The organism is Polyangium fumosum (genome assembly GCF_005144585.1).
In the GTDB taxonomy this organism is placed as follows: domain Bacteria; phylum Myxococcota_A; class Polyangia; order Polyangiales; family Polyangiaceae; genus Polyangium; species Polyangium fumosum.
The window spans coordinates 1-16,881 of record NZ_SSMQ01000003.1 but is presented as its reverse complement, the minus strand read 5'-3'; the positions used below and the strand labels follow the sequence as shown (position 1 = coordinate 16,881).

Here is a 16,881-nt window from a genome sequence, read left to right as displayed (position 1 = left end):
TCGGCATTCTATCTTGTGAACACGCGAAGGATCCGCGAAGATGTGCACCGAGGTCGACGGTGACGATCGAACTCCAGCTCGTAAGTGACGCCCTCCCCGTAGGCACCCGCATCCTGCGGGCGCGCGGCGTCGAAGCGATGAACGAGCTGCCCGCGTGGACCCTCCACCTCGTCTCTCCTGACGAGCCGATCGACATCGAAGCCATCGTCGGCACGCCCGCGACGCTCACCTGCGCCGACACGCTCGACGGCTCGACCCGCGCGATCGAGCTGCTCGTGATCGACGCCGAGGACGAGGGCGCGGATCGCGACGGGTCGCATTGCGTGTTCACGCTCTCTGCAGCGATGTTCGCCCTCGATCTCCGCAGCGGGTACCGCATCTTCCAGGAGAAGACCACCGAGGAGATCGTCCGCGAAGTGCTCACGGACGCCGGCATCCCGGCCGATCGCATCCTCACGCGCCTCGCCGGCGGAGGCTACGAAAAGCGCCTCTTCTGCGTGGCGTACGGCGAGACAAACCTCGCTTTCGTGCAGCGGCTCCTCGCCGAGGAGGGCATCAACTTCTGGATCGATCATGTCGAAGGCACGGGCAGCGTGATCGTGCTCGGCGACGCGCTCGGCTCGCACGACGGCGTCGAGCCTTCACCCGTCGTGACGTTCGACGACAAGAGCGGCCTCGCCGGCGCGCGCGGGTTCGTCGAGCTCGAGATCGAGCAGTCGATCGTGCCCACCTCCGTGCACGTGCGTGACCTCGACGTGCGCCAGCCCGACGTGCCCGTGGATGGGCATGCAGGCGAAGGCGCGCTCTCGTACTTCGAGTACCCCGCGTGCGTGCTCACGGCGCGTGGCGCGAACGATCGCGCGAAGGCGCGCCTCGAACAGCTCCGCCGCTTCGAGGTCGTGGCGAAAGGACGCAGCGAGACGATCCGCCTCACGCCCGGTCGCCTCCTCGACCTCGAGGGCGCGGCCGACGGGTGGATGAACCAGCGGTACCTCCTCGTGCGCGTGGAGCATGCGTTCGACGCTCCCTCACGCAGCGGCGCGACGCCAACGAAGTACGAGAATCGCGTGACGCTCGTCCCGGCCGCGAATCGACCGTTTCGACCCGCGCTGCCGGCGCGCCGCCCGAAGGTCGAAGGCGTCGAGCCTGCGTTCACGACGGGGCCGAACGGCGAGGAGATCCACGTCGATGATCTCGGCCGCGTGAAGATCCGGTTCCCCTGGGATCGCGCGGGGACGCTCGACGATCGTTCGTCGTCCTGGGTTCGCACGCTCCAGATGAACATGGCCGGCGTGATGCTCCTGCCGCGCGTCGGCTGGGAGGTCCCGGTGGCGTACGTGGACGGCAACCCCGACCGACCGTTTGTCCTCGGACGTTCGTACAATACGACGGCGATCGTTCCCTATGGTTTGCCCGGCGCCGCGGCCACGACGACGTTGCAATCCGCGACCTCGCCCAGCGACGGCACCACGAACGAGCTGCGGATCGGCGACGGCGCAGGCAGCCAGGAGATGTTCCTGCATGCGTCGCGTGATCAAACCGTGGTCGTCGGCGGCAGCGCGACGACGCGCGTCTCGGCGAACGAGACGCATGATGTTACGCTCGCGTACAAACTCGCCATCAACGGCTCCCAAGCGCTCACGATCGGCGGCTCGCAGACGGTCGATGTCGGCACCGACATGGTCACGGCGGTGAAGGGCGCGCGGTCGGAGATGATCGGCGCGGTCGAGCACATCAAGGTCACCGCGAACCGCGTCGTCAGCGCGCAGGGCGCGTACAACGAGCTCATCGGCGCGGCGTACGTGATTCAGTGCAACCAGTCGAACACGAAGGTCGACGGCGCATTCACGCAGCTCGTGGGCGGGAGCATGTCGCTGAACGGCGGCCTCGGGTACGGGGCCTCCGTCGCCGCGGTCAGCAACGAGGTTGTGGGCGGTTCGCGCACGATCACATGCGCAGGCGGGTATGGCGACAACGTGCGCGGCGCGAAGACGGTGACGGCAGGCCCGACGACCGAAAAGGCCGGAAGCCACATTTCGACGGGCGGGAAAGCGACCGGAACGGTGCAAGTGGGCGGAAGCGCGACGATGAAGGCCGGCGCGGAGCTCGTGCTCGAAGCGCCTTCGATCACGATTGAAGTCGGCGGCTCGCTCACGGCCGGCGCGCTCGTGATGTCGGGCGGCAAGGTGCAATCGAAGAAGGGCAAGACGAAGCTCAAAGGCACGATCACCCGGAAGTCGGGCACGAAGGTGGGGTGACATGCCGCTCGATGCATTCGCGCAACTGGAGATCGAGGGCATGGAGGGGCCCTTGCGTGTCGTGCAGCTCTCGGGGCGCGAGGCGATCTGCGCGCCGGCCTCTTTTGACGTGGTGTTGGATGCGTTCGGCGGAGATACGAATACAGTGTCCGCCGCGCCGGAGTCGCTGATCACGAAGCCCGCCAAGATTTCGTGGACGCTCCTCGACGGCGGCGAGCGTGTCTTCGAGGGGCTCGTGGATGCGGTGGAAGCGCGGGATCGGGGCTACAACGTCCGCATCGTGCAGACGCTCGCGCTCCTCGCCGACACGAAGGATTATCGCGTCTTCCTCGACCAGGACGCTGTGGAGATCACGCGCGAGATGTTCTCCGAGGCGGGAGTCGAGCTGGACGTCCGCGTTTCGAGGTCGCTCGACAAACGCGCGCAATGCGTGCAGGCGTTCGAGAGCAACCTGGATTTCGTGCGGCGGATCCTCGCGGAGGAAGGAATCTCGTTTTTCGCGCCGTTCGGGAGCAGGGACAAAGTCGTCCTCGTCGATGGCCCCTCCGGCTTCGAGGATGCGCCCGTTGGACCCTTGCCCGTCAGGGAGCGCGCGGGGCTCGACACGGGCGAGAGCGTGTACGGCGCGCGGCTGCGAAAGAAGATGGTGCCGCAGCGGGCGCGCCTTCAGGATTACGATTTCGAGAATCCCGGCCTCGATCTCACTGCGGAGACGAAGGTCGACGGCGACGCGCTCGAAGTGTACGAGTACCCGGGTCAATACCGAAATCCGGCGTCCGGTTCTGCGCTCGTGAAGCTGCGCATGGAGGAGCTTCGTGCGCGGCGAAAGGTGCTCACCGCGGCGACGTCGTGCAGGGCGCTCTCGCCGGGTCATGTCGTCGAGCTCGAAGGGCCAGAAGGATTGCAAGGGCGCTGGCTCCTCCTCGCGGTCGAGCATCGAGCGAGCGATCGGGTGGCCGAGGGCAACGATCGTTATGAAGCCTTCTTCGAGGCCGTGCCGATCGACGCCCCGTTCCGGCCGGCCCGCACGCCGGCCCCGCGCGTGGGAGGAATTCAAACCGCCACGGTGACCGGACCCGGCGGCGCCGAGATTCATCCGGACAAACTTGCCCGCACGAAAGTGCTGCTGCGTTGGGATCGGCGACGGGCAGAGGACGACACGAGCTCGGCGTGGACACGCGTCGTGTATCCTCCGACCACGGGCGGGTTTTTCCTCCCACGCGTCGGCTGGGAGACGGTGGTGAGCTTTCACGCCTCCTCGGCGGACGAACCACTCGTCCTCGGGCGGCTCTACAATGGAGTGGCGCAGCCGCCGAACGGCCTTCCGGGCGAGAAGATCGTCACCGCGTTCGGCTCCTCGACCACGCCGGGGGGCGGGAGCGCCAACGTCGTCAGCATGAATGACACGGCGGGCGCGGAGGGCCTCGCATTCAAGGCGTCGCGTGATTACAACGAACGCACGGAGAACGACAAGGTCACGGTCATCACCGCGGACGATACGTGGACCGTGGGCGCTACGCGCAAGGTGATCGTGGGCGAAGTGCACGACGTCGGCGTGGCGGGTGCGCAGAGTTCTACCGTGGGAGGGAATCGCACGGTGAACGTCAACGCGAACATGTACATCCAGGCGGCCAGCGAATCCGTTATGGTGGGCGCCGCACGTATCTTCGACATTGGCGGCGACTCGACGACGAGCTGCGCCACGCTCACGCGGATGGTCGGCGCGGCGAAGGCGGAGACGGCCATCGAGCACGCGAAGCGGCAAACGACCGGCGCGGCGACGGTGATGGTCGGCGGCTCGTGCAACATGCTCGCGGGCGCCAATTACGGGGTCAACGTCATGGGGGCGCGCTCCGAAATGGTGGCGGCCGCGAAGACGATCAAGGCGAGCAAGTTCGCGCAGGAGGTCAAGGGCGCGCTCGTCGAGACGCTGGCCTCCCGCAAGGTCACGGCCGGCGGGGATCGGGTCGAGGATTTCGCCGCCACGGCGCGTTACTCGATTGGGGGTTCGGCCAAGTTGCAGGGGTCGAACGTGGTCGTGAAAGCGACGGGTCAGATCAAGATCAAGGCGGGCGGGGCCACCGTGACCATCACGCCCGGATCCATCACGATTGACGGTGAATTCAAGGGGTCTGTCGATGCGCAGGACGACGGCGACGAAAACTACGAATGACAGCGCGCCTCCGGCGTCGAAAACGAAGCCCGCGGCGCGCGCGAAGAAACCCGCGCCCGCCGCGCTCGGGCCCGGCCTCTTCGTCGGCAAGATCGAGTTTGCCTCCGATGGCGGCTATCGCGTGCGTACGGCCGACGGGAAGCGGGTGACGGCGGTGCTCGCGGATGAGGTCGAGCCGGCGTTTGCCGAGGAATGCCTCCGGACGGGGCGCACGGTATTCGTCACGGACACGGAGCGGGGCCCCACGGTGCTCGGCGCGCTTCAGACGTCCCGCGGGCTCGTGCGGGAGGCGAGCGGCCTCGTGACCCTTTCTGCGCAGGATCTTCGGCTGCGGGCCGATCGGAGCATCACGATCGAATCGGGACAGGCGGCGTTGCGGCTCGAAAAGGCAGGGATTTTGCGGGCGGAGGGGGAGCGGATGGTGGTCGACATGAGTTCTCTCGTGCGATTCCTTTCGGCATTGGTGGAGTTGCCCTGAACCGAGGAGCGCGGGAATGGCCACGACCGTCAGGGGAAAAAACGTCGCGACGACAGGGAGCGGGCACGTGGCCCCGGGTCCGCCCGCGACCAGCATGATCCCTCCGCCGCCGCCCACGGGGCCAGTGGCGTCGCCGTTCCTGTACGTGGCGAAATCGTCGACGGCGAAGAGCGTTTGTCAGCAGATCACGTGCGGCGGTGATCCCGTGCTGAAGAAGGGCAGCACGATGGATATCGAGACGCCCGCGAACTTGCCGGCGAATGCGCTGCCCATCAAGGACATCGTCACGCACGCCGTGCTCAAGGTCGCGAAGACGATCTCGGGCTCGAAGAGCGCGAGAGGCTCGAACGTCGAGCTTTGCGTGACCGGCGACGACGTGGTGCTGAACCTCCTGTCGAAGGATCTCGAGGTCCACCAATCGAAAGGGAAGTTCATTTCGGGCCTCTCATTCACGAGGGCCATGAACGCGAAGAGCGAGAAACACGCGGCGAAGGTGTACGTCGCCGCGGAGCCGGTCGCCGTTGCCTCGGGGGACGTCGTCGATACGCACGTCGACTACGAGCTTCACGGCGCCATTCCGGTGCGCTTTGCTCGCCATTATGCGTCGAGCCGCGCGACGGAGGCGACACCGCTCGGGCGAGGCGGCTTCTCGCACGGGTTTCATCAGTACGTGGTGGTCGAGAAGGGGAAGGCCGTCGTGCGCGGGGAGGATGGGCGAGACGTCGTTTTCCCTGCGCTGTCTCCGCGAGAAAGCGCCTTCCATCGTGGCCGGCGGAGGGAGCTCGCGCGGAGCGCGGACGGCAAGAGCTACGTGCTCCAGGTTCACGACGACGGGTACACGCTCACGTTTTCGCCGGTCACGCGTACAGGCCCCGCCATGCTCCGGTCCATCGAGGACGCGTGGGGCAACCGCGTCGAGCTCGTATATGCGGACGAACGATTGCGATCGGTGGTCGATGCGATCGGGCGTGAGCTCCGGCTCTCCTGTGATTCGTCCGGGCGTATCGTGCAGCTCGACGTGGTCGCGCGGGGAGCGATTCATGCGACGATCCGGTATGCGTACACCGACGCGGGAGAGCTCGCGAGCGTCACCGACCCCCTCGGGTATACCGAGCGGTATGCCTACGATGGGCGCCACCGGCTCGTGGAGAAGAGGGCGAAAAACAACGTTTCCTGGCGATATGCGTACGACCCGCAGACCGGCCGCTGCGTCAAGGCGTGGGGGGATGGAGGGCTGCACGGCTTCGAGTTCACGTACGACCTGACGCAGGGGACGACGACGGCGCATGGAAACCCGGCGGCGCGGGTCTTCACGTGGAACGAGCATGGTGCAGTGCTCGAAGAGCGTAGCTTCGACAGTGCGTACGTCGACGCAAACGAATACGACGATGATCTCCTCGTGATCGCACGCAAGAATGGCGGAGGGGAGACGTTCTCGTATGAGTACGACGCGCGCGGGCATCTGGTCAAAGCCACGGATCCAGCGGGCAATGTCGCCACGTGGGCGTACGACGGCGATCGAATGATGGCCAAGACCGACGCCGCAGGGCTCACGACCCGGTACACGTACGATGGACGCGGCGCGCTGATTCGATACGAGGAGCCCTCGGGCATAGTCTTTTCGCTTGCGTATGATGGCCGCGGTCTTCTTACCGCCATGTACGGCCCCGATGGGACCCTCCTCGAGATTTCGCACGATGCAGAAGGAAACATCAAGCAGCTCGAAGGGCCGCTCGGGGAGGTGACGCAGTACGAGAGTGATGCGCTCGGTCGCCTCGTACAGAAGACGGATCCGACGGGCGCGGTGACGCGGTATACGTGGGACGCTTTGAGCCGGTTGATGTCGGCCACGCTGCCCGATGGCGGCCAGGTCTCGTTTACCTACGATGCGCTCGGGTGCCCCGCGACCTATACGACGGAACGCGGGCATACCGTCGCGCTCTCATTTCGTGGCACGGGGCAGGTCGCGGGTGTCGTCGAGCCGGACGGCGGCGCATGGACGTTCACGCACGACGTCGACGAGCGGCTCCGGTTCGTCCGCAATCCCAAGGGGGAGCAACACGAATTCCTCTACGACCGTGCCTCCCGCGTCCGCGAGGAGGTGACGTTCGACGGGCGCTTGTTGCGTTATTTTCACGCGCGCACCGGTCGGATGACGCGCGTCGAGTACCCGGACGGGACCTGGCGGAGCTTCGAATACGATCCCGGCGGACGCCTGGTCGTCGAAGACTCCCCGCATGGCACGCGCACCTTCGAGCGAAACGAGCTTGGCGAGATTCTCGTAGCCGTCGTCGAGGAGACGTGGGGCAAGACGGTCGTGGAGTTCGAGCTCGACGAGCTGCACCGCATCGTGGGGACGGCGGTGAATGGGCGCGCGACGAAGTACGAATACGACAAACGGGGGAGGCTCGTGGCGCGTGTCCTGCCGCATGGGAAACGCACGTCGTATTTTTATGATCTGGCGAGTCGCGTGGTCGGCATCGATCACGAGGGCCACAAGGTGCTGCTCGTACGTGACCCGCGCGGGCGTGAGGTGCGCCGGCACGTCTACGAGGCCGGGCTCGACGTCATGACCACGTATGGCCCGCAGGGGTGGCCCATCGATCGTACGGCTGCGGTGCGATCGGGGACGGGACAGCCGAACGTCGTTTCGCGACGTGCGTGGCAAGTCGGGCTCGGCGGGTTGCCCATCGCGATATACGATCTTCACTGGGGTACCGTGCAATACGAGCACGACGTGTGTGGTCGGCTCACGTCCGTGCGTTCGGGAGCACGCGCGGAGGTGCTCGAATACGACGCCGCTGGTGCGCTTTCGCGGTGGGCCGCGAGCGGCACGCAATCGGCGCCGTGGGCCGTTCGCCAGGGGAACGTGCTTTTGCGTACGCCCGACCTCGAATTCGGCTATGACGACAACGGTCGGCGTATCGAGGAGCGAACGCTCCGCGACCATCGGCCGGACGGCCAAAAAGAGACGAAATACTACTGGGACGCGTTTCACCAGCTCCGGGAGGCCGAGCTCCCGAGCGGGGAACGGCTTCTCTTCACATACGACGCCTTCGGCCGCCGCATTCGGAAGCAGGTCATCGGTCCGGCGCCCGAGGACGGGGGCATGCCGCAGGCGCGGGTTGTCGAATACCTTTGGGACGTCAACACGCTCGCCGCGGAGGTGACCTCCGAAGGGGCGACAAAGGTGTTCGTGGGGCAGCCTTTTTCGCCGGTGCCCGTGCTGCACGAGGAGGACGGCAAACCATTCTTCTACGTCACCGATCACCTCGGCACGGCAAAAGACCTCATCGATACGCGGGGCGAGGTCGCGTGGACGGCGGAACACTCGGTGTTTGGCCGTGTGCTCCAGGAGAAAGGCAATGGTGCCGGAGGGCGCCCCACGGCGAGGACCCCGTTGCGGCTCCTCGGTCAATATGCCGATGACGAGACCGGCCTCACGGCGACGCGGCATCGCATGTTCGATCCTCGCGTCGGTCGCTGGCTGAGCCCCGATCCGCTCGGTTTGCACGGGTCTCCGGACCTGTTTGGTTTCGGCGGCAATCCGACGACCACCATCGATCCTTTGGGTCTTGCCCCTTGTCCGGGGCTCGGATACGTCAAGTTCACGACCGACGCCAATGGTTACATCAACGGCATGCAAGCCAGGATCACGAAAGAGATGTGTCAATCCGGGCTCGGCACCGATGCGTACGGCGCGATTCTCCCGCCCGGGTGGATCAGCCCGGGGTACGACCGCGCGCACCTCTGGCCGAACCGGATGGGCGGGCCGGGCGATTGGGAGCAGAACCTCGTCACGATGAAAGCCGCAGCGAACCAGACGGACATGCGGATGTTCGAGGATCGCGTGTTTCAAGCTGCGCAGAATGGGCCGGTCGACTACAACATCTCCATCACGAACTACGGCAACGGTCGGCCCAAGTCGGTCACGCTCAGCGCCAACCCCAGCAGCGGCAGCCCGTTCAGCCTCCCGCTCCTTTGAGGACAAACCATGGCAAGCTCGATGGCGTCTCTCACGAAGTGGCTGCTTCCGCCGAAGAAGTCCGAGGAGGCTCCGGCGAAGAACGACTGGGCGCCCGCGGAATCGCTCCTGGGGACGGAGCTACCCGGAGATTACAAGCAGTTTGTTGGGACGTACGGCACCGGCTGGATCAACAAGTACCTGCATGTCATGAATCCGTTCTCGGCGAAGCTGCCGTGGATGGAGCGAATGCAGCTCATGCTATTCACGCTGCATCTTGTGCGACGGAACGCGCAGGTGCCGGGCGCGCGTGATCTTCCGGTGCCGTTCGGGGAGATCAACAACCTGCCCTATCCCGTGTTTCCGGAGCCCGGGGGGTTGCTGCCGTGGGGGTATACCATCAACGGCGACGCGCTCTGCTGGCTGACGAAGGGCACGCCGGACAAGTGGACCCTCGTCGCGGATTCCCGCGGCCAGTACGCGGAGTTTGCGGGGCCGATGTCGGCGTTTCTGTATGATGTCCTTTCAGAGCGTATTTCCTGGGGGATCTTCCAGGCGGGGGTGAACGAGGAGCCGGTTCGGCCGACGTTTGCATTGCACGAGGTGGCGAGGCGCGCGGGGAAGGGGAAGTAGGCCATGTCGATCGCCAGCGTGACCAAGCTGCTCCCCAAGCCGGCGCGCCCCGAGGGCGCGTCCGCCAAGTTCGGATGGGCCGAGGTGGAGGGCCTCTTCGGGCATGGTCTTCCATCGGATTACAAGGCCTTCATCGAGGAATATGGGGCAGGTTGCCTCGGTGGTTTCGTTTGGATTCTGAGTCCATTCGCCGAGGAGCTGGGCGCGCAGCTCGGCAGGCAATCGCTCGCGCGGCTCGAACACCTCGCGCTGCTCGGGAGTGATTCGCGGTTCCAGATGGAGACGAGTGATCCGGTGGTCGCGCCGCTGCTGGCGAAGCAGGCGGAGCGGCGCGCCGCGCTCGCGGCCTATCCGCCCCGCGGGCAGAAATGGATCGCCTGGGCCGTGCTCGGGGACGGCGGCGCGCTTTATTGGCTGGGTGTCGGCGCGCCGGATCGTTGGAAGGTCGTGTATCTCGGGCCCCCGGGGGAGGATGGAATTTGCCCGATGCCCGTGGAGCTCGGCGGATCGACGAGCGCCGTGCTCGCGGCGCTGCTTTCGGGGAAAAGCCAGCTTCCGGGGGCGCCCGAAGGGTTTCCGGGGGCGCCGCTGGGGTATGTGCCGGTCTCGAAGAAGAAGCCGCCGAAGTGGAAGGCGCCTGCGCCCGTGCCGGTGAACAAGGCCATGATCCAGGTCGTGAAGCTGAAGAAACATCGGAGGTAGGCCGTGCACAACGTGCGGTTTCTCGTCGACGGTGCCGAAACCCTCTCCTGTCGTAGCCTGCGGGGGACGGAGCGGCTCGGGCAATCCACCGAGCTGGAGTTCGACCTCTTTTCGACAGAAGGCGTCGCGCCGGCCGATGTCGTGGGCAAACCCTGCGCGGTGGTGCTGGAGGGAGGGATCGGGGCGCGCATCGTCGGGGGAATCGTCACGCGGTTTTCTGCCGTGGCCACGGCGAATCCGAACGGGGAGCGGCGCTATCGAGCCACGGTGCATTCGCGCCTCGCGGCCGTCGAGCTCCGGACGCGGTCGCGCATTTTCCAGAAGATGACGATTCCCGACATCGTGAAGAAGGTGCTGCTCGAGGCCGGGTACGATGGGAGGCAGGTCGAGCTCCGGCTTTACGAGTCGCACATCGAACGGGAATACGTCGTCCAGTATGCCGAGAACGACGCGGCCTTCGTGCGGCGCATGTGCGAGGACGAGGGGCTCGTGTTTCGGTTCGATGCTGACGAGGAGGGCGTCGAGCGGATCGTGCTCGAAGACGCCACCACGTATTCGCTCGCGGCGCTGGAGGAGCCGCTGCCGCTGGTCGACGTGTCGGCGCTCGGCATGTTCGAGATAGCAGCCTTTGACGCGCGTATCCTCGCCAAACGCAGGCCCGGGAAAGTGACGCTGCGCGACTACAACCATGAAAAACCGGACCTAGCGCTCTCCGCGACGTCGAAGGCCGGCACGGACGTGGAGCAATCCGTCGAAGTGTACGAGGGGCCAGGCGGATTTCGCGAGCCGGACGAGGGGGACGCGCGCGCCAGGCTTCGGCTCGAAACCCTCCGCGCGGATGCCCTGGAGCTCGTCTTTCGTACGACGGCGGTCGCCCTCACGCCCGGTTTGTCCTTCACCATCGAAGCGCAGGGCGATTATGCGGGCAGCGCAAAACCGGCTGGAAAGTATACGGTCGTCGCGGTGGAGCACCAATGGACCTTCGGGGATGCGCGCGTGGCGGTCGAGGTGCGCGCGCTTCCGCGGGATACACCGTACCGGCTGCCGCGTACGGCAGCGCGGCCCCGTCTCACCGGTGTGCAGAGCGCCTTCGTCACGGGGGCCGCTGGCGAGGAGATTCACACGGACGCGCAAGGGCGAATCAAGGTTCAATTTCCGTGGGACCTCGAAGGCAAGGGGGACGAGAAGGCAACGCTTCCGATTCGCGTGATGCAGCCGAACATGCCTGGCTCCATGGCGATCCCGCGCGTGGGCTGGGAGGTGCTCGTCGCGTTCGAGGACGGTGATCCCGAAAAGCCCGTCGTGCTCGGCAGGACGTACAATGCGAAGTTCGCGCCGCCGTACCAGCTCCCCGCGAACAAGACGGTCACGGCGCTGCAGACCTACAGCTCGCCGGGCAGCGGCGGAACGAACTCGATTCGCTTCGACGACGCGGCCGGCAGACAACACGTCTTCGTTCAGGCCCAGTTCGGCAAATCCGTCAGCGTGTCGAACGACATGGTGACGCAGACGGTGAAAAACGAGAATGTCGGAATCACGGGCTCGCAGACGCGTACGGTCGGCGGCAATGAAAATGTGAGCGTCACGCAGGCGTATCGCACGGCGGTGGGTCCGCAATCGGCGACCGTCGGCGGGAAGCAGGAGATCTACGTCAAGGGCCATACGATCGTCGGCGTCGGGAGCGAGTCCGTGCTCGTCGGCGCGGCTGTGCTGGAGAAGGTGGGCAATCCGGTCAATGGCCTCCTGAACCTCGCGAAGGCCGCCGCGATGTCGGGCGCCGGGGCGCTCGGGCAATATGGGCAATTTCTCGCGGCGGGCGGGGGGTTGGCGCTTTCCGGGTACGAAGGTTACAAACACGGAGGCGCGGCCGGGGCGATGAAAGGCGTGGGGCTCGGCGCGGTTGGAATCGCGGCCGGCATGATTCCCGGCGGGGAGGCCATTTTCGCCGTGGCGCAGGGCGCGGCGCAGCCTGCACCGTGGCGCGAGGGGCCTCCCCCCAGCGGCGACACGGCGGGCGGAGGCGGCGGCACGGGCGCGAGCGACAATGCGGGCGCCGGCGGCCCCGGCCCCGGGCATCGAAATACGTCGGTGAAGGGCGCGATGACCGAGATCATTGCCGGCGCGAGCGCCATCGTGACGCCCGGGGACATCGGTTGGTATACCGTGGGGCCTTCCTCGTTCCTCATTGGAGGTAGCTACACGACGAAGACGGCGCGCGGCGGGGTTTCGGTGCTGGGTGCGTCCAGTGAAACCCTCGGGAGCCTGAAGATCGACGTCAAGGGCGTGCTCGCGCGGGACGTGAAAGGGCCCGTGCGCACGACGATTGCGGGGGCGCTCACGAGTCAGGCGTCCGGGAAACACACGATCAAAGCGGGTGGCGCGCTGACGATCGAGGTGGGCGGCAGTTTGACCTTGCAAGGGGGCAAGGTGTCGTTCAATTGCGGGGGCGCCACGATCACCGCGTCGGAGAGCGGCGTGCTCATCGAGGCCGGCACGATCACCATCCACCGCTCCTCGAAGCAGAGCGGCGTGACGGGACACACATGAGCTTGGCCATCGTCGGGGGAGGCATGGTGTCGCCAATCGCAATGACGGCGCGGCAGCATGCGTTTTTCGCGGCGGCGGGCGTCCCAGCGCCGTCGCCTTCGCCCTTCGTGCGGGATACGGGCGAGCGGATCGACGTGCGGTATTGTCGATGGTTGGGCGCGGTCGAGCCGCTTCCTTCCCGGCTCATGCAAATGGCGCAACGAGCCATCGAGGAGGCGACGGCGGCGCTCGTGCCCGAGGTGCAGGTTTCCCTGCTGGTGGTGACGTCCGCGCCGCGGCCGGGGCTCTCGACGGAGCTTCTGGCCGATACGGCGCGGGCGATTGCGCGGCAGCGTCGCCTCGGTTCCATGCAGCGTTACGAGGGAGAAGCCGCCTTCTTCGACGCGCTCGTGGATGGGGGCAACACGCTGTCGAAGCCGGGGTCGCAGGCGGTTTGTATCGTGGCTGTGGATTCGGCGGTGAATGTGGACATTCTCGCGGACGCCGTCTTGCGTCCGCCGAGCCCTTGGGCGCGTGCGCCTCTGCCGCATTCGGAAGGCGCGGCCGCGGTGGTGCTCATGTCACCGCCGAACGCGCGTCGTGTCGGCATTCCTGTGATCGGCGCGCTGCGGGGCGCCACGACGGCGATGGGGAACACGCGTGATGACAACGACGAGCCGGCGGACGGCGTGGCCATGACGCAGGTGCTTTCGAGCATGCCGAGCACGGAATCGATCGCGCACGTGTTCGGGCAATCCTGCACTGACGATTTGCGGGCGCAGGACTGGTACTTTGCATCGGCGCGCGAGAGTGCCCGGTTTGGCACGGCGTGCGTGTTCGAGGGGATCGAGGACCACGTGGGACGCGTGGGCGCCGCGGCCGGCGCGATGAACCTCGTGTACGGGCTCTCGGTTTTGCGGCACGAGACGTCGGCGCTGCGCGCGCCGAGCGATTCGTTCCTGGCATGGGCCATCTCGCCGGATGGCACGCGTGGCATTGCGGCGGTCCGGGTGGGGGCGCCATGACGACGTTCGAGGAGGTCCTCCGCGGGCCGATGCAAGAAGCCCTGGACCGGGCGCTGGCGCTGCCGGACCATGCCTGGAAGGCGACGCTCGTTCGACCGTTGACGGCGGCGCTCGACGCGGCCGAGGCGACGCGGTTCGCGGAGCTCGAGCGCCTGGTGACGGCGGTGCAGACGGTCGCGCAACACGCGACCCTGCTTGCTGCCAATGGGTACGTCGACGCGGATACGTTGGACGTGTTCGCGGCGGCCCACAATGCGTGCCTCGTCGCGCGCGGGCTCGTGTATCCGCCGCAGCGTGCAGGGGCGCCGCACAGGGCGAATGCGGGCGTGCTCGTGGCTGCATGCGAGAGGCCGACGCTGCGCGAGGTCGAGCGTGATTCGTTTGACTCGAGCGTGTGGGGGGCGCAGGCGTCCGCACAGGGGGCTGCCGAGAATGTCGAGGCGCCGACGGACGAGCTTGATCTCCCTGTTCCGCCGAAGCCGCTCGTCGCCCTTGAAGAAGGCAAGGGGACGCCCATTTCGGAGGAATCTTTCTACGCGGATGTCGTCGCGTCGTGCATGGACCGTGCGGCAATGCTGGCGCGACATCGCACGGAGAGACCGCTCGAGTTCCGCGGCGAAGTCGAAGAGCGCCTCTTGCAATGCGTGGATGCAATTGCGTCGATCGGGGGGCCGTGTGTTCGGCTCGTTCTCGACGCGTGGAAACGCTCGCTCGAATCCCCGAGTCCTTGGAGCACGTGGGCCGCGGTGTTCACGCTCGCGTGTTTGTCCGGGGGCGATACGCTCGACGCCATGGCGCACGGTTTGACGGCGCTTCCGCCGACGGCGACGGACCACGCGCGCGCGGCCGCAGAGGCTCTCCTGGTCGCGCCGCATCCCGAGCGGAATGGCGTTTGCCGGACCTTGCTCGTCTCGCCGCATCCGGTCGTGCGCGCCGTGGGGGGGCTCGTGCTCGGGCGGCAAAACGTGCTCGGGGTCGACGAGATTCGCGCGTTTCTTCTCGATCCGAATTCGCCCGTCGCAGCGGCGGCCGCCGAGGTGGTGGATGTACTGTCCGCCGAGGACGCGGCGCGCCTCGTGCCGCTGCTCGGGAAGTGCCTCGGGCATCCTGCGCCCGCCGTGGTATGGGCGGCTGCGCGGACGATGCTTCGCGCGGGTCACCAGGAGCCGTATTTCGAGCTGCGTGACGGCGGGCCACGCGCGGCCCGGTTGCAGCCGTTTGGCGCGGAGATCTTCGTGCTCGCGGGCGACGTATCGGATCGCGCCGCGCTCGCGGCTTGTCTCGCGCGGACGCCTCCTTCCGCGGCGACGCTGTCGGCGCTCGCGCGATTCGGGCATGCGGGGACCTGGTCCTACCTTCTGCGGCAGCTCGCGAACGAGGAGCTGGCGGACGCTGCCGAGGCTGCGCTCGTTATGCTGTTCGGCGAGCGCGTCGCGCCTTCGCTGCGTCAGGATGCGGGGGCTTGGCGGAAGGCGATCGAGGCGATGCGCTTGGATTCGAGCATTCGATATCGCAGCGGCGAGCCATGGACGGCGGAGCGGGTCGCCGAAGCGTGCGCCTCGGGTGCGCTCGATCGGATCGCGCTCGAACGGCAGCTCGATGAGCTGGCCGTGCGCGCGGGGATTCACGCGCCCGCGAATGGAGCCGCATGGGGGAAGGAACTCGATCGCGCGCTCGCCGGGCTCGTGCATGCGGCGCGAGAGCGAGATCACGCCGCGATGCGGGGGACGTGGTGGCAGCCGCGACGCGCCGTTTGAGAGGAACGCCTCGAACTCAAAAGCTCAGATCCACCTGAAGCTCCCGCAACACCCGCTGCCCGCGGCCGATGCGGAACGCCTTCCGCGCGACGATCTCGAAGCGCCGTTCGTTCGGATGCACGACGAGGGTATCGATGACGGGACGTTCGACGACCTTCTCCCCACCGTCGAAGCGCCCTCGCACGACGACGGGGAACGCAGGGATCTCGAACGACATCACGCCGTCCTCGTGCATGCCGAGAACGGAGACCGTGTCCCCCGGTGCAAGCGGCGACTCGAACTGCAAATCCGGGTGCGCCGCATTGTTGTGCCGGATGTCAAAGTCAACCGGCATGAGGGGTATTCGTGTCTTTTGCCATGCCTCATCGAACGTCCCGGCCCAGGCTCGGCGCGGGAGCCAATGTGTCATGATAGGACCGAGGCCCACGGGCGGGTGTTTGTCTCCGGCATCTGTGTGCGGGCGGAGCGGGTGCTCGATTTGTGGAGCGGGGCGGTCGAGCAGGTCTCGTTTGCGCTTGGCGACGCCCACGCCGGCCGGGTTTCGCTCTTCGATGAGCGTGAGGTCCTCGCTCATGCCCCCATAGGCGCGTTCGTAGACGATCGGCATGCGCTCGAAGGGAACGGCAGGACCCATGACCACGCCGGCGATGCCCTGGGTGAAGCGCCGCTCGCCGTGGACGCGGAGCTGGACCGTGCGGTCTTTCACCCTCACGGCGACGTCCATCGATTCGACACGGCGCTTCGAGACGGCGTCGCCAAGGACGATGACGTCGGCCCCGTGTTTTTCAATGCAGAGGTCCGATGGGAGCACGATGCTGCCGTTCGGGTTTTTGGCGTCGAGCGGAATGTCGTTCGGGCGCAGCGGGATGGGGTCGTCCGAGGGGACGATACGTCCGCCGGGGAGAATGTCGAACGTCGCTTTGACGACCGCGACGACGAGGGCGTGGCCGTCCGGGCCGGTCGTCGGGACGTCGAGCGCGACATAGGGGGTGGCGTTGCTGAAGGTCATGCGCGGCGGGTCCTTGGCGCGTTCATTTTCGCACGCTCAGGGCTTTATCGTCACCTTCGTGCCGACGGGGACGATCGCGTAGAGCACGTCGACGTCTTCATTGGCGAGCCCGATGCAGCCGTCCGTCGGGCCCCAGACCTGCCCGAGCCCTGAGCATTGGTCCCATCTCCGATCGGTACATTCCCCCCCTCTGACGACATTTAGCGAGGGAGATGTTGGATGCAGAGGTGGCCTCGTCGGCGGAAGCGTGGGCACAGGAGGAGTTCGGGCATGCGGACCTTGGAGACAAGCGGCGGACCCGGCGACTGACGCGCATGGCCGCCCAGGCGGTGCAGTGTCCGTCGGGCAAGGTCAGT

12 protein-coding genes are annotated in these 16,881 nt (G+C 66.7%); 10 read left to right on the top strand and 2 right to left on the bottom strand.

What is annotated here, in order from left to right; genetic code table 11:
* The first annotated feature begins 59 nt into the window (after window positions 1-59).
* The 9 genes from E8A74_RS03875 to E8A74_RS03835 are packed head-to-tail and all read left to right on the top strand — an operon-like array spanning window position 60 to window position 15,516.
* On the top strand, window positions 60-2,258 hold the full coding sequence (locus tag E8A74_RS03875; protein WP_170228837.1) for a type VI secretion system Vgr family protein: 2,199 nt from the start codon (window positions 60-62) through the stop codon (window positions 2,256-2,258).
* Window position 2,259: 1 nt separating this feature from the next.
* Window positions 2,260-4,431: a type VI secretion system Vgr family protein gene (locus E8A74_RS03870; protein ID WP_136927551.1), complete on the top strand. Its 2,172-nt coding sequence runs from the start codon at window positions 2,260-2,262 to the stop codon at window positions 4,429-4,431.
* Entirely contained in the window at window positions 4,397-4,909 is a 513-nt protein-coding gene (locus E8A74_RS03865; RefSeq protein ID WP_136927550.1) for a hypothetical protein, read from the top strand. Before E8A74_RS03870 ends, E8A74_RS03865 begins: the two co-directional genes overlap by 35 nt.
* Before the next feature lie 16 nt (window positions 4,910-4,925).
* Entirely contained in the window at window positions 4,926-8,894 is a 3,969-nt protein-coding gene (locus E8A74_RS03860) for an RHS repeat-associated core domain-containing protein (RefSeq protein WP_136927549.1), read from the top strand.
* Between the two features lie 9 nt (window positions 8,895-8,903).
* Window positions 8,904-9,506: an SMI1/KNR4 family protein gene (locus E8A74_RS03855; RefSeq protein WP_136927548.1), complete on the top strand. Its 603-nt coding sequence runs from the start codon at window positions 8,904-8,906 to the stop codon at window positions 9,504-9,506.
* 3 nt (window positions 9,507-9,509) lie between these two features.
* Window positions 9,510-10,208, top strand: coding sequence for an SMI1/KNR4 family protein (locus E8A74_RS03850; protein ID WP_136927547.1), 699 nt, complete (start codon window positions 9,510-9,512; stop codon window positions 10,206-10,208).
* 3 nt (window positions 10,209-10,211) lie between these two features.
* Window positions 10,212-12,755, top strand: a complete 2,544-nt coding sequence (locus E8A74_RS03845; RefSeq protein WP_136927546.1) for a type VI secretion system Vgr family protein — start codon at window positions 10,212-10,214, stop codon at window positions 12,753-12,755.
* Window positions 12,752-13,759 (top strand): hypothetical protein, encoded by a 1,008-nt coding sequence (locus tag E8A74_RS03840; protein ID WP_136927545.1) that lies wholly within the window; start codon window positions 12,752-12,754, stop codon window positions 13,757-13,759. The genes E8A74_RS03845 and E8A74_RS03840 overlap by 4 nt, the downstream gene beginning before the upstream one ends.
* Window positions 13,756-15,516 carry a hypothetical protein gene (locus E8A74_RS03835; RefSeq protein WP_136927544.1) on the top strand — a complete coding sequence of 587 codons (1,761 nt, stop codon included), beginning with the start codon at window positions 13,756-13,758 and terminating at the stop codon, window positions 15,514-15,516. Before E8A74_RS03840 ends, E8A74_RS03835 begins: the two co-directional genes overlap by 4 nt.
* A 16-nt stretch (window positions 15,517-15,532) precedes the next feature.
* Here E8A74_RS03835 and E8A74_RS03830 read toward each other — a convergent pair whose 3' ends face one another.
* Both E8A74_RS03830 and E8A74_RS55925 read right to left on the bottom strand, forming a co-directional pair.
* Window positions 15,533-16,525, bottom strand: a complete 993-nt coding sequence (locus E8A74_RS03830) for a DUF2169 family type VI secretion system accessory protein (RefSeq protein WP_136927543.1) — start codon at window positions 16,523-16,525, stop codon at window positions 15,533-15,535.
* A 36-nt stretch (window positions 16,526-16,561) separates the two neighbouring features.
* Window positions 16,562-16,780: a L,D-transpeptidase family protein gene (locus tag E8A74_RS55925; protein WP_420814199.1), complete on the bottom strand. Its 219-nt coding sequence runs from the start codon at window positions 16,778-16,780 to the stop codon at window positions 16,562-16,564.
* On the opposite strand from E8A74_RS55925, the gene E8A74_RS55920 reads away from it, so the two are divergent.
* On the top strand, window positions 16,738-16,881 hold a 144-nt coding region (locus tag E8A74_RS55920; protein WP_136927542.1), incomplete at its 3' end, for an IS4/Tn5 family transposase DNA-binding protein. The two genes, E8A74_RS55925 and E8A74_RS55920, sit on opposite strands and share 43 nt — an antisense overlap.